This window comes from Pedobacter jamesrossensis (assembly GCF_042650905.1).
Taxonomy (GTDB): domain Bacteria; phylum Bacteroidota; class Bacteroidia; order Sphingobacteriales; family Sphingobacteriaceae; genus Pedobacter; species Pedobacter jamesrossensis.
The window spans coordinates 1-20568 of record NZ_JBHSBY010000004.1 but is presented as its reverse complement, the minus strand read 5'-3'; the positions used below and the strand labels follow the sequence as shown (position 1 = coordinate 20568).

Sequence of the window (20568 nt, the reverse complement as noted above, 5' to 3'; positions counted from 1 at the left end):
CAAAAATCAGTTGTACTATTTCTTTAAAATTTGAATCTCAAAAATATAAGGCCATTTCTTTCCAGCTACAAAAAGTCGTTTTCTGGCTTTATCGTATGCTATACCGTTTAATACATTATTCCCCCTTGCATCATCAGTTTTATAATAATCGGCAACTGGAAATATTCCTGTTAAATCTATTTTTCCTTCAACGGCTCCGTTTTCAGGGTTGATAATCACAATAGTGTTGGTTTGGTACACATTGGCATAAATTTTACCATCAATAAATTCCAGTTCATTTAACTGCCTTATTTCAGCTTTATCATCATAAACTTCGATAGAACCAATTTGCTGATAATTGTCTTTGTCAAGAAAATAGATTGTATTTGAGCCATCTGAAGCTAGAATTTTTTGCCCATCAAATGCTAAACCCCAACCCTCTCTATTATATTGCAATTCTGCTACTTGTTTAAATGTGTTTTTATCGTAAACAAAGGCTTTCTTATCCATCCAGGTTAATTGAAAAATTTTATTGCCGATTATGGTAATGCCTTCGCCAAATAGAGCGGTATCTAATTTTGCTCTTTGTAAAACTTTACCAGTTTGCAGATTAACCTTTCGAAGGTCAGAATTACCTTTCTCACCAGTTCCTTCATAGAAAAACCCATCATGATACTCCAATCCCTCAACATAAGCAGAAGTATCGTGAGGAAGCTTTGAAATAACTTTGTAAGTGTATAAATCTGGAGCTTTTGCGGCAAGAATATTAATGTTGGATGTTAAATCTTCCGATTCGCCTCCATTATAAATTTTAGCTGTTAGCAAATGGTTACCTAATTTTAAACCTTCTGTTCTAAGTTTTATAGCCGCTGTATCGGTTTTCGAAACCGTTTTAACAGTATCAATTAAATACACTACAGAATCTACCTTTTTTTCTTTCCCAAAAAGCACTTGAACATCAAAATCATTCCCCGATTTCACATTTAAGCCAATTAATGGAGAAATAAAACTACGGTAAGTTCCGGTTGAAGAATGGTTATTACATGAACTTGCCAAACTCATTACAACTGCAATAAAGAGTAGGGTTTTGAGGTGATTAATCTTCAGGCCAAAAAGCATCTTCGATGTGGTTTAAAATGTATGTATTATCTTTTTTAAAAGTTATCGCAATTATATCAAAACGGATTTCATTTTGATGATTCATAATTTCAATATATTCAAGCGAGGCCAATTCCATTTTTTTTTGCTTCGCTTTTTGCACAAATTCTTCTGGCTGACCAAAGGCAACAGATGTCCTGGACTTAACTTCAACAAAAACCATTAAGCCATTTTTATATGCTATCAGGTCGATTTCAGCTTTCCCATACACCCAGTTTTCATCAAGAATTTCATATCCTTTTTCTTCAAGATATGATTTAGCTATGGCCTCTCCTTTTTTACCTAAGTCGTTATGTAATGCCATGTTCGGTTATCTGTTGTCGATTATTAGTCACTGTTCTTGCCCCCAAACAGGCAACACACAACAGATAACCGATAACTATTTTACAATTACTGAGCCTAAAAACTTTGATATTTCTCTTTCTACGCCTTTAATAACCCCATAACGCTGCATCAAAATCATTTGATTATCGTTATCCTTTTCATCTTTAATTTCTTTTAAGAGATTCGATAAAATTTTATCAACCTTACGTTTTTTTAAGTGAAAGATGCCACCTAAAATTGTTGCTTTTAAGTGCATCGTTTCATCTTTAACATAAATCTGGTGTTTGTTCAACCAGTTATCGCTTAAAGCATATTCTGAGGTAGAAAGGGTTATCGCCAAATCGGCAATATCTCTATCTTGGTGTTTGATAAAGTGATTTGCTGTTGGCAAACGACCATTATCAATTTCCGATTTATAATATTCGATTATTCTTTTACAAAGTTGATTTTCAAATTCAACATCTGCCAGATTTTGCATAACGAAAGACCCGATAACCATATCATCAATGTTATCCCAATTTACAAACTCATGTCCGTAGGCTAGCAATAAACGCACAATTTCCTTTTCTTGTGTTTCATCTGCTTCTGCAGCCTGACCAGAAGGCGATGATCCTGCATTATCATCCCATAAATCATCTGGCGGACCAAGTGGTTCAGGAGGACCAGAAGAATAACTATTGCTATTGTTTGCTCTTTGATTGCTTTCGAAAGTTTTCTTGCTTTTTGCAGAGCGCATTTTATTCAATTCGGAAAGTAAAATACTTTCTTCAATTTGTAATAAACTGCTACTTTCTCTTATAAAAACCGATGCTTTAATCGGGTCGGGTATTTTAGCAATACTTTCTACAATATCACGGATTATACCTGCTCTTTTAATTGGGTCGGTGCCTGCTTCTTTAAGCAGAACATTGGCTTTATAAAGAATGAAATCTTTACGATTATCTTCAATATACGTTTTGAAAGCCCCAGCACCTACATGATGCATATACGAATCTGGGTCATGCCCATCTGGGAAAGAAACAATTTTTACATTTAATCCTTCCTCCAAAATCATATCCAAGCCACGAAGTGAGGCTTTTATACCAGCCGCATCGCCATCAAAAAGAATGGTTACGTTTTGTGTAAAACGACCGATTAATTTAATCTGCTCTACGGTAAGGGAAGTTCCGGATGATGCCACCACATTTTCTATACCCGCCTGATGAACGGAAAGTACATCGGCATAACCCTCGGCCAGATAGCAGTTATCTAGATCTCGAATAGCTTTCTTTGCATGAAATAAGCCATAAAGCACGTTTGATTTATGATAAATTTCACTTTCTGGAGAGTTTACATATTTCGGAACGTTCTTATCCGTTTTTAAGGTTCTGCCTCCAAAACCAATAATTCTTCCTGTAAAATTGTGAATCGGGAACATTACACGACCACGAAAGCGATCGTAAATTTTGCCGTTGTCATTTTTTATGGATAAACCCGTTTGCTCTAAAAACTCTAACTTATGCCCTTCCTTTAAAGCGCTTTGCGTCATTGCATCCCAAACATCGGGCGAATAACCGACTTCAAATTTCTTTAAAATATCTTCTCTGAAACCACGTTCTTTAAAATAACTGAGACCAATTCCTCTACCTTCGTCCGTTTCCCAAAGTTGTTTTACGAAGAAAGCCGATGCATATTGAGAAACAATATATAAACTCTCTTTTGCATTTTGTGCTTCTGCATCTTGAGGGGATAATTCAGTTTCCTCAACCTCAATATTATATCGATTAGCTAAAAACTTGAGTGCTTCTGGATAGGAATACTTTTCATGGTCCATTATAAAACGAACCGAATCGCCACCCTTACCACAACCGAAACACTTGTAAATGCCTTTAGTTACTGATACGTGAAATGAAGGTGTTTTCTCTCCATGAAAAGGACAATTACCAATTAAACTTGTTCCGCGTTTTTTTAAGTGCACAAAATCCCCTACTACCTCCTCAATGCGGGCGGTATCCATTATCTTATCTATCGTTTCGCGGTTTATCATAACCCCAAACCCCTAAAGGGGCTTTTCCTTTCTATCGTTAATGTAAATTGCATAATTTTTCTACGATATAATTACACACCTTACTGGCGCTTTTTTCTATCGTTAATGTAAATTGCATAAAACCATTGCCTTACCATCCCATTTTGAGTTCCCCCTTTAGTGGACTAGGGGGTTACTTTACCAAAGGCAATAACTGTTCTGCAACCAATTTATTCCCTGTTTCATTTAAGTGAACTCTGTCAACCGTTAAAATACCTTTTTCTATATCTTCAGTGTTATTTTTCGCCTCATAATCAGCGAATATCTTTCTTAAATCGCAAACAGGCAAGTTATTTTTAGCAGCTAGCTGCCTTATTCCTTCGGCATATTTATTTAAATCTGCATCAAGCTCGTTTGTGCCGTCTTTTTTCTCACCAACTACTGATGGGGTAACCAACACAACTTTACTTCCTGCGCCCTGAATTTTATTAATTAATGCTTGATAAAATTTCAAGTACTTATCATAATCTGTACCAGTATGTGACGATTGTTTGTGCCATACATCATTAATGCCAACATAAATTACCACTAAATCGGGTTTCTTATTTAACACATCATCTTCTAAACGGAGATATAAATCGTAAACTTTGTTTCCTCCAATGCCTGCACCAAGCACTTCATATTTAGTAGTATCTAATGCTTTTTTTATTAGAGTAACATACCCATTTTTTGATACGCCTTGCTGGGTTATTGAATCACCAAAAAATATAATGCGTTTCGGTTTAAATGTCATCGAGGTTAAAAATAGTATACAAACTGAAAAGAATAAGGTGATTTTTAATGTGGTTCTCATAGTGCTATTTTATTATTTGGTTTTTTTGAAATCAAGATCTTGAAAATCGAAACTAAAATCGGTTAATGGTGAAATTGACTCCATTTTAAATCCGTTTGCATTAGCATTAGTATCCAATGTAAAATTTACAAAGGCGTCGGCATCTAAACTTCTATCGTACCATTTAACAATAAACGTATTTCCTTTATAAAAAGTCATATCACCTCTCAACTTTGGTGCATTTTTAGCTTGAAAATGCATTTTGCTCTTAACTTCACTGATAGTTACTTGCCCGAACCAGGCATCATTAAATGTTCCCAAATAGTTCTTTACATCTGGTTTTGTTGTATTTGCCTTTTGCTGTGCTTCAATATCAGCGGCAACTTTAACCACCATTTCATTAGCCTGCTTTTCATTTCTAAGTCGGTTATCGTTGTAGGTTTTAATCCTATCCTGGCCTTTAATACCTAAATAACCATCTCTAATTGAACTGGTAATAGAATTAAAAGCAGCGCCAGATTGCTGGTTGGTTAATACAATTATACCTAACTTCATTTCTGGAATAATGGTTACCTGTGTTACAATACCCGATAAACCGCCAGTATGTGTTGCCTGAAAATTCCCGTTAACGTTGCTTAAAAACCAACCTAATCCGTAACTACTAAAGCTTGCAGGATTTCCGCCAGCAATAATGGTTTGCGGAGTCCATAATTCTTTATGCACTGCAGGACTAAAAAGAGATTTATCAAGATTTTCGCCATATTTACCTCCATTAATCATAGCGGTAACCCATTTACTCATATCTATAACATTCGAATAAATCCCACCCGCAGCATTTGCAACTTCGCCAAAACTTAAACCTACAGGAAGCAGTTTTCCTTCGTAAGGAGCATGACCATCAATTACGTTCGATTTATCTTTTAAACGATACCAAGAGGCGGCAGTTTTACTCATTCCAAGTGGTTTGAAAAATTTAGTCTCGATAAAGTCTTCGTAAGAAATACCCGAAACCCTTGCTACAATATCCCCAGCAACAATATACATTAGGTTATCGTAATCGTATTTTGTACGAAAAGATGAAACCGGTTTTAAATACCGAAGGTTATGAATCAGTTGTTTTTTATCAACCGTTGATGAATCTGGCCAAATCATTAAATCGCCAGCACCTAAGCCTAAGCCACTACGGTGTGTAAGTAAATCGCGAATTGTAAATTCTGAAGTTACGTAAGCATCGTACATCTTAAACTCTGGAATTACATCCGTTACCTTTGTATCCCAGGTAATTTTCTTTTCATCAACCAGCATACCTAATGCAGCAGCTGTAAATGCTTTAGTATTAGATGCAACACCAAAAAGTGTATTTTCATCAACTTTTTTGTTGGTTCTTATTGAGCTTACACCATAACCTTTAGCGTGAATCACCTTACCATCTTTTATTACAGAAACCGCAATTCCAGGAACATTAAAAGTACTTAGCGTCTTTTCGACAACACTATCAATTTGTTTTGAAGTTAAAACCTGTGCCCTTAGAGCACTTAAAGAGGTAAAAACTAAAAAAAATAAGAGTTTAAATTTAATAGAAAAGAATGGATGCATTTATCGGTTGTTTTGAAGGTTAAAGATAATAAATCTTTTTATCCGACAATCGATACTACTTTTCCAGCTTGTAATCTTTGTGTACAATTAAGAAACTTGCCCGTTCTTCCTTTTTAAATGGATAATCCCAGTTTCCCTGATAAGTTATTTTTGTAGGCAGTTTATCATCGCCGAAGTAGCCCATTTCAATATTCATCTGTACGTTGAAATCAAACAACATATTGCCGTATTTCATATCTACATAACGACCAAGAATATTAAAATTTCGTTTATCAAAAATGGTTACAAGTTCTTTAATCATAATACCATCTTTAGTCCAACTGCTTAAATCGGGTTTAACAGAAACCTTAAACCGATAAACAGGAATCGAATCTAAATAGGTTCCACTGGCAAAAGAGTAATCGTAATATTGACGCATATTTGCCGAGAAAATTTCAGTTTTACTGCCAATAAAAGGTACTTTAACCGGGCGGCCGGGATTAAAAATAAGGGTTTTCAATTTCGCTTTATAACTTTCATTTGTACCGCCCTTACCATCTTCTGCCGGTGCATTTGGTACAAAATCGGTATTGTAGGCATTCATAAAAATATAATCGAACATTTCTACTGTGTAAAGCTGATACTTACCATTCTTCTTATACATTTTACCCTCATCTTCCTTAATAAGATATTCCATTTTATAAGGCCCTTTGTTATTGTGCTTTATTTTGCGGTAAATCCGTCCATCAACCTTATTCTTTTTATCGTAACTGTAAATTCGGTTTTCGGCGATGAAACTGTAGCGCTTCATATCTCTAAAAGATTGATAAAAAGAGGTATCGTTAATTACTTTATTAATAAAAGTTTCGATGTTTAACTTTTCAGCTTTTATGTTAACGCTAGAATCGAGCGTAATCGTTTTTATTGTATCTGGATTAAAACGATCGATTATTTGACTATAACCTTTAAGGAAAAATGTAGATAAGGCTATAATTAACAGTATTTTTTTCATATGGTGATGTGTATTCAAAAATGATGCCCTTTTTAAAATGAATGATGTTGGATGGAAGACAGATAGTGAAATGAGAATCCATCTTCCATTATTACATTTGCCATCTTAAATATTTCTAGTTTCCTAACTGTTTAACTGCGATATAAGCCATTAAACCAGTCGAAATTTTAAGCGCATCTTCATCAATATCAAACTTAGGCGTGTGCACAGAATATTCGGTATCCTTTGCTTTATTACCTGTTCCTAAACGATAAAAACAAGCATCAGTTACCTGCGAGTAAAAAGAAAAATCTTCGGCTGCCATCCAGATATCTAAATCAACAACGTTTTCTTTACCCAAAAAATCTTCCGCAAAGGCTCTTGCATTTGCGGTTAGTTTTTCCTCGTTAATTAAAAACGGATAACCTCTATGAATATCGAAATCACAGCTTCCGCCCATGCTTTCGGCCATTCCTTCGGCCATCTTTTTCATTCTTTTGTGTGCTTCAGTTCTCCAGTCTTCATCTAATGTTCTAAAAGTGCCTTCAATTTTAACTTCATTAGGAATAATATTGGTTGCACCATTTGCAGTAACTTTTCCAAATGATAAAACAGATGGCAAGCGTGGATCGGCATTGCGGCTAACAATTTGCTGCAAAGCAACTATAATGTGCGAAGCAATTAAAACTGGATCGATATTTTGATGTGGTTGTGCGCCATGCCCACCTTTACCTGTTACAGTTACGTATAACTCATCAGTTGATGCCATGTAAATACCCGAACGGAAACCAACTTTACCAGATTCGATTAACGGCATAACATGTTGACCAACGATATATTGTGGTTTTGGATTTTCCAGTACGCCCTCTTTAATCATAATACTGGCACCGCCTGGAAGTAATTCTTCAGCGGGTTGAAAAATCAATTTTATAGTTCCGCCAAACTCATCTTTTAATTGATTAAGGATAAAAGCCGTTCCTAAAAGTGAAGAAGTGTGCACATCATGACCGCAGGCATGCATTACACCATGATTTTTTGAACGATATGGTTTATCACTATCCTCGTGGATTGGCAGAGCATCCATATCACCTCGGAGCGCAATTATTTTATCTGATGGAAGATTTCCTTTTATTAAACCAACAACGCCAGTATTGGCGCAACTCGTAAATTCAATCCCCCACTTTGTAAGTTTATCTTTAATAAATAATGATGTTTCAAATTCTTTATAAGATAATTCTGGATTTGCATGTATGTGACGACGATAACCTACAACATCATTAAAAATGTTTTCGGCAAGGTCTTTAATTTTATTTTTGATCATCGGATGTTGTATCTAAAAGTGGTGCATTAATTTTTTCCCTAAAAATAAAAAGTGTTGGGAAGGTTGGTCTAAGTTCGCTCATTAAGCGTTGGGCTTCAAGTCTGGTTCTGAAATCGCCAACACGTAAATAATAGTTTGGTTCTTTGTAAACGATGTATGTGTTTATTCTAGGATAACTACTTTTAAATTTAGCTTGCTGATTAAACATTTCCCGCCGATCGGAACCATAAAAAACCTGCACCCGGTAACCATAATCGGAAACTACTGCTTTATTAGGTTTTATTGTAACATCGCCACCAGTTCTGTAAACTTCAATTCGTTTAGCTATCAAACTATCTATCATCGGGTCTTTTATAACCGTTACTTCGCCCTTTTGAGCAAAAGAAACTTTGAATAAAAAAAGGAAAACAGCAATGGTGTAAATTATTTTCATGATACTATTTGAACTCGATTGGGCTAAAAACAAGAATGCCGAACTTCTTGCAAAATTCGGCATTCTTTATGGGTTGTGCAAATGCTAGTTTATATACTGCATCTTCATTCTCCAAAATTTAAAATGTTTATTTTTTGGGTTCTAGTTTAAATTCATAAACTTTAGGGTCGTATTTCATCATGGCACCTGTTGCAGCATCAATAGGGAAGCCAAGTAAACCAATTACATTTAATACCGTTACTGGGTTAAATGTTGTAGTAGGTTGAAATGATTTAGTTTCGTAACCATTTAATTTAAAACTAACTGTCTGTCCTGTAAATCCCTTTTTTAAGGTTACATCCATTGGCGTTACACCAACCTTTAAACCGTCTACTTCAATATCAGCCGCTGGCGGGTCTGTTTTAAAATTAATCGTTTGTTTTGTACCTGTAAAAACGGTAGCGCAGCTCGATAGCATCACCGTTGCCGAAATGGCAAAAATGTTAAAAATCTTTTTCATTTGTGTGTATTTTTGTGTGTTTCTAAATATATGCTTAATTCTGAAACTTAAAAACCTAGTTACAAAAAAAGAGCCTTGACGATAGCCAAGACTCTGATAATGTATCTATTAAAATAGTATTCCTAACTAGCTCCGTGGCAATTTTTATATTTCTTACCACTTCCGCAAGGGCAAGGCTCGTTACGTCCAACTGTTGCTTCTTTACGAATCGGTTGTTGAGGAACAGCTTCGCGAGTATCTCCAAATTCAACACCTGGCTGTTCTGCACCAAACTCTTGTTTAGTGGTTTGCAATTTAGGTTGTTTAACAGGAGCTGGTGCTTCTCTAACCTGATCTGGCTCTTGCTGAGCAGGGATACCACCTTTATATAAGAAACTTACAACTTCTTTATTAACTGCATTAAGCATATTTTTAAATAAGTTAAATGCTTCCATTTTATAAATTACTAATGGATCCTTTTGCTCGTAAACTGCATTCTGTACAGATTGTTTTAAATCGTCCATTTCACGTAAATGCTCTTTCCAGCTATCATCAATTAAAGCTAGAACAATTGTTTTTTCAAACGAACGAACAACTTCCTTTCCCTTATTATCGATTGCTTTTTTCAAATCAACTGCAACCTGAATACCACGAATACCATCCGTAAATGGCACAACGATTTGTTCGATATGCTGACCGCGTTCTTCGTAAACCTGAGTTAAAACAGGTAAAGATTGCTGTATAATAGCTTCTGATTTGCGAGCATAAAAAGTTTCCGCTTCGTCAAATAGTTTTTCGGTTAATGCGGTAATATTGCCCGTTGAAAATTCTTTTTCTGTAATTGCGGTATCAACAGAGAAGTTTTTAATTACCTCTAATTTAAAACCTTCATAATTACCTTCAGTTTTGTATTCTGTTACAATATCTTCTGCAACATCGAAAACCATGTTGTTCATATCGACATCCAAACGCTCGCCGAATAGAGCATTTTTACGTTTAGCATAAATTACAGTACGCTGCGAGTTCATCACATCATCATACTCTAACAAACGTTTACGAATACCAAAGTTATTTTCTTCTACTTTTTTCTGAGCACGCTCGATAGATTTTGTAATCATCGAATGTTGAATAACCTCTCCATCTTCGATACCCATACGAACCATAATGCTTGAGATTCTTTCTGAACCAAATAAACGCATTAAGTTATCTTCTAACGACACAAAGAACTGCGATGATCCCGGATCACCCTGACGACCGGCACGACCACGTAACTGTCTGTCAACACGACGAGATTCGTGGCGTTCTGTACCAACGATAGCTAAACCACCAGCTTCTTTAACGCCTGCACCCAGTTTAATATCCGTACCACGACCAGCCATGTTGGTGGCAATAGTAACCTGACCAGCCTGACCAGCTTCGGCAACAATATCTGCCTCTTTCTGGTGCATTTTAGCATTTAATACATTGTGCTTAATTCCACGAAGTTTAAGCATACGGCTTAAAAGTTCTGAAATTTCAACTGATGTTGTACCTACTAATACAGGACGACCAGCTTTTGATTCTAACTGACCAGTTTGAGGATTAACTGCAGGAATTAAAGCGCCTTTTGCATCAAGTTTAGGTACAATTCTACCTGTAGCATCGAATTTAACAACCGGCTTACCATCTTTTTGTTTAACGTTACCTTCTTTATCAAGTTCGTATTCTGGCTCGTAGTGCGTGTATGGAAAAACTAAAAATTGAATTTCTGCAGCAACTGCATTATATTTTTCTCGAACAGTACGGTAAACGTAATCTTGATCATCAATTCTGGAAATGTTTCTGTTAGTCGGAATTTCAACAACATCTAATTTATAGATAGACCAAAACTCGCCTGCCTCTGTAGTTGCAGTACCCGTCATACCGCAAAGTTTGTGGTACATACGGAAATAGTTTTGCAAGGTTACAGTTGCATAAGTTTGAGTTGCATCCTCAACCTTTACATTTTCTTTAGCTTCAATTGCCTGATGCAAACCATCAGAGTAACGGCGGCCATCCATAATACGGCCTGTTTGCTCATCAACAATTTTAATTTTTCCTTCATCGATGATGTATTCAACATCGATTTCGAATAAAGTATAAGCTTTTAATAATTGGTTAACCGAGTGAATACGTTCTGCTTTGACAGAATAATCACGCATTAAAGCATCTTTAGTTACTACTTTCTCTTCTAAAGGCAAATCTGATTTCTCTAATTCTGCAACTTCAGTACCAACATCAGGTAAAATAAAGAATTGAGGATCTTCACCAGATTGTGTAATCAATTCGATACCTTTTTCAGTTAATTCAACCTGATTATTTTTTTCATCGATATAGAAGAACAATTCAGAATCTACCTTAGGCATATTCTTAGATTGGTCTGCCATATAGTAGTTTTCTGTTTTTAACAATAAACCACGAACACCGCTTTCACTTAAAAACTTAATTAAAGCTTTGTTTTTAGGCAAACCACGATAAGCACGTAATAAAGCTAATCCACCTTCACCTTCTTCCGTTCCGGAGTTACCTGCATTAATTAATTTTTTAGCTTCATTTAAAGCTTGGGTAACATACGCTTTCTGAGCATTTACCAAACGTTCGATACGTGGTTTTAACTCATAAAATTCATGCTGATCTCCATGAGGAATTGGACCAGAAATAATCAGAGGTGTACGAGCATCATCAATTAATACTGAATCGACCTCATCTACCATTGCAAAATGCGGTTTACGCTGCACTAATTGATCAGGCGTTTGCGACATATTGTCACGCAGGTAATCAAACCCGAACTCATTATTGGTTCCGTAAGTAATTCCCGCAGCATAAGCTTGTCTTCTTTCTTCCGAATTTGGCTCGTGTTTATCAATACAATCTACACTAATTCCATGAAATTCGAATAAAGGACCATTCCACTCACTATCACGACGAGCTAAATAATCATTCACGGTAACGATATGAACACCTTCGCCAGCCAATGCATTTAAATAAGCAGGTAACGTACTTACTAAGGTCTTACCTTCACCAGTAGCCATCTCCGCGATTTTACCACTGTGTAATACAATACCACCGATTAACTGGACATCATAATGAACCATGTTCCAAACAACTTCAGTTCCGGCAGCATCCCAGCGGTTAGCCCATAGCGCTTTATCACCAACAATTTTCACATTGTTTTTGCGAGCAGCATAATCTCTATCAAATTGTGTAGCCCTAACTTCTAAGAAATCATTTTCACTTAAACGACGAGAAGTTTCTTTAACAACAGCAAAAGCCTCGGGAAGAATTTCCAAAAGCACTTTTTCTAATTCTGCATCACGGTCTTTACCTAAAGCATCAACCTGATCATACAAAGCTGTTTTTTGATGAAGATCTAAATCTTCATTCTCTGCATCTGCTTTTAGAGCAGAAATTTTACCATCAATATCAGTTAAAAATGCAGAAATTCTGCCTTTAAACTCTATTGTTTTAGCACGCAACTCATCGTTACTTATAGAAGATAACTTAGCGTATTCTTCATTTATTTTAACAACCAAGGGCTGTATGCCTTTTATATCTCTTTCTGATTTACTTCCGAAAACCTTTGCTAAAAATCCTAACATTATATTTAAATCGTATTTATTATTAAAAAAACAGGTGTGTTACAACAACCAAGCCATGGCTCGTTACAAGTCATTTTGACTGTTATTAGTGTAAATGGGGTTAAAAATCTTTAAAAGATTTTTATAAAAAGAGAATTAAGGGCTATTGTTCTTAGGTTTTTTCCTAATTGTTAAATCAGTAATCAACTGATTTACGCTCACATATTTAGCAACTTTTAATTGAGTTTGGGTTCCAATTAACGCAAGACTTGTATATGATAAAAGATAAGGATTGCGTTCTTCATTAAGTTGAACAGATGCTTTATCAGTTGAACTAGTACTGATTTTATGCTCATTACAATATTCATTTAATATTCTAAGCCCTTCAACACGTTCGGCTTTTGCCAAATGTGTTAAGCTAAAAAATACTAGAGATATGGTAACTAAGTGTTTCATTAATTTACGGCAAAGCTAATTTTTATCTTTTATAAAACGAAATTAGATTATCTCAAAAATTATACCTCAATTTTATATTGATTTACTAATGCATTATTTTACTAATTATGTTAGAAAAACAGCAGCTCTTTTATGGAAAAAAATTGACCTCATAAATCCGAATCCCTTAAAATGAGTTTTGCATAAAGTAGCTTAATAGAATTTAAAAATGCAATCTTAATTTTGCAATCAGAAAAACAGTCATCACTCATTCAAAAGCATTTAATATGGAATCTCCAGTAAAAATATATTTAGCAAGCCAACGCGGATTAACAGAAACTTCGATATTGCGTAGATACAGCACTTTTAATTTCGAGAAGTATTTTGACGAGCAAAAACAACCTTTTGAAAGCTTGTTTCTTTGCAATGATGAATTGATTGCTAATGGAAAATTAACTTTCTTTCTATGCAAGGAAAACTCTACTCAAATTTTTATTCCAATAGCTGGTGGAATTGATATTGTTGCAAAAACGAAAGAGTTTTCAGTTGACACAGGTCGGGTTTTGATTCTGCAATTGGAAAGAGGCGAAGTTTTAGAAATTAGCAATCCTTATAAAGACGATACTATTAATTATATCCAAATTGGAATAAAAAACGATGATTATTTTTTCAGCAAGAATACTTTAATTGATTTCGACTTTGAGAAAAATCCAAATCAGCTTATTGAAATTATAAACGATGGCAAACTTCCTTTTAAACTAAGCGTCGGTATTTTTGCAGAAAGAAACGAAGCTGTTTACAAAATGGAAAATTCTGCAAACAGCTTTTATACTTTTATTATAGATGGCACCTTTGAAATTGAAGGTAGACTAATGCATGCAAGAGATGGCTTAGCACTTTTGCAAACAGAAAGTGTAGAACTCAAAGCACTTAGTAATAATGCTATTGTTGTGGCTTTAGAATTATTGCCCCCAACTCCCTAAAGGAGGCTTTTGTCCTTCTAAAGACCAAATTTAAAATCCGTATTGCGAAAGACTACTTTAATTATTTTATCGAGAACTATTTCCTAAAGTATCTATACTTTTCAATCTGCCCAGCGATTTTTAATTCCCCCTTTAGGGATTAGGCTACTTAAAAACGACCTCAGTTGCCCCATAACCAAACTTTTCTTTCCTCGCATCCATGTATGTTTTAATGTGAGGATTTTTGCTAATTAGTTTATGAATTTTATCTCTTAAAGTTCCGTTACCTGAACCGTGAATAAAAATCATTTTATCGAAATGATGAACAATAGCAGCATCTAAAGCATTTTGAAAATGCGATAATTGAATTTGTAGCATTTCATCGGCTTCTAAAAAGTGATGGTCGTCTCTTAACTTTTCGATATGTAAATCAATTTCTTTTGCTGGCGCAGCAACAGTTTTCTTTTCTGCTGGCGATTTAAAAAAGCTTTCTTTTAATTTCTGCGCATCTATAGCAACCATTGGCAATTCATCCAACCGGATCAACCAGCCTTTATTTTTTAACTGCGGTAATTCTTTCTGCTCAGTAGAAAAATCCTTGGCTCTAAATTTCTTTTTAATTACCAAAGGTTCTGCCGGCTTTACATCAGCTTTGCTGAATAACAAAATCTGGAAAGTAAATTCAGGCCAAATATCTAAATCGGCAAGTGAAGCAGAATAAACTAATTTAGATTGATAAGCTTCTAAAACACCATAAAATGAACCCGTATATTTTTCCTTACGCTCGCTTGTCAAGCTAACCAAAAGCACATTTGCAGATTGATTTTGCAAGTGAAAATGAACAACATTCCCTGCTTTATCATCAGTAGCAACAGCAACATAAATTCCGTTTTCTATTTTACTAATGCTTGGCACATTAACATGAATTGGCTTTGCTACATCGATTTCTTCGGCAACAATACCATGCCCATGTACCGAAGTTAGATTACTTACAGCAACCGGAATTTCAAAACCGTCTTCATCCGTAACGCCCAAAGTTTGTGCATCAATAACTTTAGTTACATATCCCTCACGTTTTTCATCAACAAAACGCACAAAATCACCCAGCTTAAATTTCATTTTTTCTATTTGATATTGAAAATGCCACCTGAAGAATTCAGGAAATTAATTTAACCAAAGGTACCGATTTTTAGTTTAGGCTACGATGAGCATGTTACGAACTTGCTGCAATTCGCCATTTTGGAGACGAGCGTAGTAAACACCAGGCGCAAAATGTTGGTTTTCGAAATTTATGTTGTAAGTGCCTTCATCTTTAACACCATCAACTACAGTAGACATTAGCTTGCCCATTGTATTGAAAACCTGAATTAAAACATGCCCCCCTCTCGATGAGTATTTTATAGTGGTAGAGGAAGTAAAAGGATTTGGATAATTTGAAATTAAACTTTCGCCACTTAAATGATTTGCCTGCGCTAAACTGGTAGACATGCAGTTTGTATTTGCCTGGATAAGTGGTAAAGATTGAAAATCTTTAAGCATTACACCAGATAATGTTGCCTTATCAACACAAAACCATTTCTCTAATAAAGTAGCATAAACCGACCTAAAATCATATTGCATCGGGATATTATCATTTACAGAAGTTGAAGCAGAAATTGTTGGATTTTTACCAAGAACACCTCCCTGTATCGCATCACCAAAAACAATTAAAGGTGCGGCTGCGCCGTGGTCAGTTCCATTACTGGCATTAGATTTTATCCGCCTCCCAAATTCAGAAAAAGTCATTCCGGCAACCCTTTTCGATGCGCCCAAACCTTTCAAATCATCCATAAAGGCTTTAATCGCATCGCTAACTCTTTGTAGTAAAACTGCATGAGTTCCGGTTTCGGTAGCACCCGTATTTACCTGAGCGGCATGTGTATCGAAAGAACCGATATTTACCATATAAAGGCGGGTTTTTAATCCACCCGCAACTAATCTGGCAACAACTTTTAGCTGATCGGCTAAAGAGTTATTAGTAGGATAAACACCTTGTTTGGTTACTTTACCTGCAGCAGTTTTTATTACTGAAGCATATTGCTGAGTTTGCTGAGAAACCTGCCTGATGTATGTTAATTCTTTTCCTGCGTTACTATTTGGTGCAGGCGATTGGATTCCGTTTATGAGATTATAAAAGTCAACCGGATCGGATATTGCCATGCCCATATTTACAGATGGGCCCTGAAAAGCGGGTGAAATAAATGAACCAATTTGAATAGCCAAAGGATCGGGCATTACGGTATTTGGATAACCTATTGGAAAATTAGTGTATTCCTGACCTAAATATCGCCCAGCCCAGCCGCTCTCAATGGTTTGGTCAGAATCAGAAGCAGAAAGCCAAATATCGGTAGCTCTAAAATGACTAAAGTTAGGTTGCGGATACCCAACAGATTGGATGACCTGTACTTTACCATCATCATATAAACCCGCCAAACCCGACATTGATGGATGAATACCAGTATTATAACCAGTAAGTTTTATAATTTTATTTTTAGGAAGTATAATATTCGGGCGAGCCAAGGTAAGATTATCATACTGATCCAATGGAAGAATCATATTTAAACCATCGTTTCCACCATTTAGCTGAATAATAACCAAAACATGATCTGTTTCCTGATTGGCAGCCGTAATCGCCGAAAGCAAACTGGAAGCACCAAAAGCCTTAAGGGAAAATCCTCCAATTAAAGATGGAAGAACCACTCCTGCCGGCATTGCTTTGGTTAAAAATTCCCTTCTTTTCATGATAGCTGGTATTCTTCAAGGTTCATAATATATTTATAAAACTCTTGCAAACGGGTTTGTACAATAGCCGTTTTTGCTGTGGTTGGTGCAGCTTTGTAATCTTGCCAGGCGGTTGTCCAGTAAGCATCATTAACCTGATTACTCAGCAAAATACTTTTCAAAAATTTCTTTACATCCGCACTTACATCTATTGTATAAAGATGTGCTAATGATTCATCCACAACTATATTTGGGTCTTCTGGTTTACTAAATTTAGATGTGTATGCAATTGGATCGATAACTATTTTTTTACTATTTCGGGTGTAACCACTGCTAATAAATCGATCTGTAAATACATTGCGTTTTGGCAAAGTATCAGAATTTACCCAAAGCTCGTAAAACTGCGGCGCCTGATAATAAGCAGGCCAACCCGAAACATTAGGCGGATCGCCAAGGTTCTGCTGCAAGTTAGAAGCTGTGCTACGCAAATAATCGCTCATATAATATACGTTTACATAATCACTCGCATCAGGGAAAACGATTTCGAATTCTCGGGCAAGGCCAACTACAAAATCTACTGGGCCTTTTATGTTACAGGAACGGTTTTGAGGCAAAAAGAAATGGCTACTTGTAAATAATGCCTTCAAAACTGGTTTTATTTCGTAATTGGCATTTCTAAAGATTTCGGCTAACGGTGTAATTACATTTGATTCAATATCAACGTTAATATCATAATAAACGAAAAAGCGATATAACCTACGGCAAATGTATTTGCTTACTTCTGTTTGTGCAAAAATCATATCCAGCAAATCGTCAACTTCTTTTGCCCCATCTGTACCTGTTCTACCCTTTATTAACTTATTCCCATAAAACGAGGAGAACTGTTTATCAGTTATATCATGTCTGGAAGTATTAAAAACTGATGTGATGTTTACTCCATCGAGCGTATAACCAGTTAATAAACGAGCAGCAGCTTTTACATCTGCTTCGGTGTATTTAGAATCTGGCCCTTTTCCTAAAGTAAAAAGCTCCTGTAATTCCCTTGCATAATTTTCATCGGGAGCTGTTTTTGTACTTGCATAACCGTTAAGGTAGCGAATCATTGCGGGGTCGATAGTAACCTGCTTGGTTAAGGTTTTAAAATTGCCAAAAGCAAGGCTTCTAAGTAAATTGTTATGCTTATAAATGTAACGGGCATCATCAACGGTATCAGCCTCAGTAGAAAAATGATTATGCCAAAAGAGCGTCATTTTTTCTCGTAAAGAAACAGGTTGATTAAGCATTTGAGTTACCCACCAAGATTTAAACGAAGATACCCGGCGACTATTGGCTGTTCCATCCGTATAAAGCGCATTTACCCAGGTTTGTCCAGCAGGTACATTTGCATCTGTATAACCCGTATCGTTGTAATTATTAATTGGCGGATTTGGTATTGGCAAATCTTTTAAGAGCAAATCGACTACCTGAGATACAGATTGACCAACAAGCGAGTTTACTTCACTTCTTTTTGCACCAAAAAGTGTTCTTTTTAGTAAATGATTTAATTCTTTTGTCCCGAAATTTCCAGAGTAAATCTCTATTGCCATAAAATCTCTTTAGAAGCAAATAAAACTAAGAATTAATTAACTGAATTCCAGTAATTTTACACGAAATGTCAAAATTTAGTTACAGAAAGTGAAATTACCATCTAATTAACGCACTTGCCCACGTAAAACCTGAGCCAAAAGCGGCCAAACAAACTAAATCCCCATCCTTTATTTTTCCTGCTTCCCAAGCCTCGCATAAAGCAATAGGCACTGATGCTGCAGTTGTGTTACCGTATTTTTGGATATTGTTAAAAACCTGGTCATCACTTAAGCCTAATAAATTTTGAACGTATTGGCTAATTCGCAAGTTTGCCTGATGTGGCACCAGCATATCAATATCTTTCTCTGTTAAATTATTAGCCGCTAGAGCTTCTTTAATTACCTCTGGAAATTTAACCACTGCCTTTTTAAAAACCGATGGTCCATCCATATAAGGTAAAGCTGCACCACTTTCTAAAATCTCGGGTGTCATAAATAATCCGCCCAATTCCTGATCTGGAAAAGCTGGTTTATCCTTCATCCATTTATTGGCATGAGAACCTGGATAATACATCGCTAAAATTTCAGCATCTGCTCCATCGCTGTGCAAATGCGTACTTAAAATTCCTTTACCTTTCTCATCGGTAGGCTGTAAAACAACAGCTCCTGCCCCATCACCAAAAATTACAGATACATTTCTGCTTCGGGTTTCAAAATCCATAGCAAAAGAATGTTTCTCGCTACCAACAACTAAAACATTTTTGTACATACCTGTTTTTACAAACTGGTCGGCTACCGAAAGTGCATAAACAAAGCCTGAACATTGATTGCGAATATCTAAAGCACCAATTTCGCCCATGCCCATTTCTCTTTGCAATAAAACACCACATCCTGGGAAATAGTAATCAGGACTAAGTGTTGCAAAAACAATAAAATCTATATCTCTTGCTGTAATTCCGGCACGTTCGATGGCAATTTTAGATGCCTCAATACCCATTGTAGTTGTAGTTTCTTCATTTCTATCTGCAAAACGACGTTCTTTAATTCCTGTACGTTCCTGAATCCATTCATCGTTGGTATCCATGAAACGACTTAAATCATTATTGGTATATACATTTTTAGGAACATAGTAGCCTATTCCTGCAATTTTTGATTGATGCATGCTCGTATTATTTGGTTAACAAATGTATTAAAAGGGATGGAAGATGCATCGTTTCATTTATACTAAAATGCACAAATCTTGATACTTGATACTAAATACTTGATACTAATGTTTATTTTTGCACCATGTCTACAGAAACCAAAGAAGAGACCTTTACGCTCGAAGAAATTCTAACTTCATTAAAAACCGTACATCGCCTTATTTTGTGGAATGATGATATAAATACTTTCGACCATGTAATTTATTGCATGATGAAATACTTGGATTATAACGAATCTCAGGCAGAAAAAATTGCCTGGAAAGTGCATAATGATGGAAAATGCCCTGTTTTAGAAGGCTCCTTTACGGAGATGGAAGTTTACCGTAAAATTTTGCAACAAGAAGGATTAACAGTTTCTGTTGATTAATTTTTTTTTCAATTATGGAAAGAGTAACATAAAATCATCTTTTAGAATAAAGATGAAGAGCGTTATACCCCTATTAATTTTGTTGTTACTATTAAGTTGCAAACCGCAAAAAAAGTATTCAAAAGCTCCCATAACTGCCAACCCAATATTTTATACAGAAAATCCCGCTTACACAAAGCTTGCACAAGATTTACTTACTGATTTTCAATTCTGGAAACATCAAGATGAAAAAATAGTATTGGTAGATAAGCCTATTACATTTAATAATTTATCTCATTTTTTAAGAGATAGTACTTCTTTTACTCTATTCGAGATTAAGTATATTATAGACCAATCTGAATATCTTTCACGAATAAAATTTCAGAATAATTTAGGCAAAAAAGTTAAAATAATTCCAATCGATAGTATAACATTCATATTTCGAAATTTTGAAATGAATTGGAAATATTTTAGGCAAAACTACGGAGAATCCTTTATTCACCTGTCTTCCGCGCTGGGACACCCAATTTTAGAAATCAAATAATTGACTCAGGTATTTTTGCTCATCATTTAATATGAGTGTTTTGTTTAAAATTTCATTGTTTA

Annotated in this window: 17 protein-coding genes; 2 read left to right on the top strand and 15 right to left on the bottom strand. The window is 35.5% G+C overall.

The annotated features are described in order from the left end of the window. Positions 1–15: 15 nt before the first annotated feature. The 11 genes from ACFOUY_RS00230 to ACFOUY_RS00180 all read right to left on the bottom strand — a co-directional run bounded on the left by ACFOUY_RS00230 (position 16) and on the right by ACFOUY_RS00180 (position 13148). Positions 16–1098: a glutaminyl-peptide cyclotransferase gene (locus tag ACFOUY_RS00230; protein WP_378958433.1), complete on the bottom strand. Its 1083-nt coding sequence runs from the start codon at positions 1096–1098 to the stop codon at positions 16–18. Then, positions 1076–1441: a YraN family protein gene (locus ACFOUY_RS00225; protein ID WP_378958432.1), complete on the bottom strand. Its 366-nt coding sequence runs from the start codon at positions 1439–1441 to the stop codon at positions 1076–1078. Before ACFOUY_RS00225 ends, ACFOUY_RS00230 begins: the two co-directional genes overlap by 23 nt. Before the next feature lie 75 nt (positions 1442–1516). Next, positions 1517–3487, bottom strand: coding sequence for a DNA primase (gene dnaG / locus ACFOUY_RS00220; RefSeq protein WP_378958431.1), 1971 nt, complete (start codon positions 3485–3487; stop codon positions 1517–1519). 172 nt (positions 3488–3659) lie between these two features. Beyond that, complete coding sequence (locus ACFOUY_RS00215; protein WP_378958430.1) at positions 3660–4319, bottom strand: SGNH/GDSL hydrolase family protein; 660 nt, start codon at positions 4317–4319, stop codon at positions 3660–3662. 12 nt (positions 4320–4331) lie between these two features. After that, entirely contained in the window at positions 4332–5894 is a 1563-nt protein-coding gene (locus tag ACFOUY_RS00210) for a serine hydrolase (RefSeq protein WP_378958429.1), read from the bottom strand. A gap of 55 nt (positions 5895–5949) precedes the next feature. Next, the gene (locus ACFOUY_RS00205) at positions 5950–6885 is read right to left on the bottom strand and encodes a hypothetical protein (protein ID WP_378958428.1); all 936 of its coding nucleotides are present in this window, start codon (positions 6883–6885) and stop codon (positions 5950–5952) included. A 115-nt stretch (positions 6886–7000) separates the two neighbouring features. Next, positions 7001–8185, bottom strand: coding sequence for a M20 metallopeptidase family protein (locus ACFOUY_RS00200; RefSeq protein WP_378958427.1), 1185 nt, complete (start codon positions 8183–8185; stop codon positions 7001–7003). Next, positions 8172–8618, bottom strand: a complete 447-nt coding sequence (locus tag ACFOUY_RS00195) for an SPOR domain-containing protein (RefSeq protein WP_378958426.1) — start codon at positions 8616–8618, stop codon at positions 8172–8174. Before ACFOUY_RS00195 ends, ACFOUY_RS00200 begins: the two co-directional genes overlap by 14 nt. Before the next feature lie 127 nt (positions 8619–8745). Further along, positions 8746–9117, bottom strand: coding sequence for a PEGA domain-containing protein (locus ACFOUY_RS00190; RefSeq protein ID WP_378958425.1), 372 nt, complete (start codon positions 9115–9117; stop codon positions 8746–8748). Between the two features lie 122 nt (positions 9118–9239). Continuing rightward, the gene (locus ACFOUY_RS00185) at positions 9240–12713 is read right to left on the bottom strand and encodes a preprotein translocase subunit SecA (RefSeq protein ID WP_378958424.1); all 3474 of its coding nucleotides are present in this window, start codon (positions 12711–12713) and stop codon (positions 9240–9242) included. A 135-nt stretch (positions 12714–12848) separates the two neighbouring features. Continuing rightward, the gene (locus ACFOUY_RS00180) at positions 12849–13148 is read right to left on the bottom strand and encodes a hypothetical protein (RefSeq protein WP_378958423.1); all 300 of its coding nucleotides are present in this window, start codon (positions 13146–13148) and stop codon (positions 12849–12851) included. Between the two features lie 266 nt (positions 13149–13414). Here ACFOUY_RS00180 and ACFOUY_RS00175 point away from each other — a divergent pair, with 266 nt between their 5' ends. Continuing rightward, entirely contained in the window at positions 13415–14110 is a 696-nt protein-coding gene (locus ACFOUY_RS00175; protein WP_378958422.1) for a pirin family protein, read from the top strand. A 144-nt stretch (positions 14111–14254) separates the two neighbouring features. Here the strand turns inward: ACFOUY_RS00175 and ACFOUY_RS00170 are convergent, their stop codons facing one another. The 4 genes from ACFOUY_RS00170 to ACFOUY_RS00155 form a co-directional block, all read right to left on the bottom strand. Continuing rightward, the gene (locus ACFOUY_RS00170) at positions 14255–15208 is read right to left on the bottom strand and encodes a Smr/MutS family protein (protein WP_378958421.1); all 954 of its coding nucleotides are present in this window, start codon (positions 15206–15208) and stop codon (positions 14255–14257) included. A gap of 75 nt (positions 15209–15283) precedes the next feature. Then, entirely contained in the window at positions 15284–16870 is a 1587-nt protein-coding gene (locus ACFOUY_RS00165; RefSeq protein WP_378958420.1) for a DUF1501 domain-containing protein, read from the bottom strand. After that, positions 16867–18435: a DUF1800 family protein gene (locus tag ACFOUY_RS00160; protein WP_378958419.1), complete on the bottom strand. Its 1569-nt coding sequence runs from the start codon at positions 18433–18435 to the stop codon at positions 16867–16869. Before ACFOUY_RS00160 ends, ACFOUY_RS00165 begins: the two co-directional genes overlap by 4 nt. A 94-nt stretch (positions 18436–18529) precedes the next feature. Continuing rightward, complete coding sequence (locus ACFOUY_RS00155) at positions 18530–19576, bottom strand: 3-oxoacyl-ACP synthase III family protein (RefSeq protein WP_378958418.1); 1047 nt, start codon at positions 19574–19576, stop codon at positions 18530–18532. A 125-nt stretch (positions 19577–19701) separates the two neighbouring features. Here ACFOUY_RS00155 and ACFOUY_RS00150 point away from each other — a divergent pair, with 125 nt between their 5' ends. Then, the gene (locus ACFOUY_RS00150) at positions 19702–19983 is read left to right on the top strand and encodes an ATP-dependent Clp protease adaptor ClpS (protein ID WP_029274160.1); all 282 of its coding nucleotides are present in this window, start codon (positions 19702–19704) and stop codon (positions 19981–19983) included. Positions 19984–20568 lie beyond the last annotated feature (585 nt).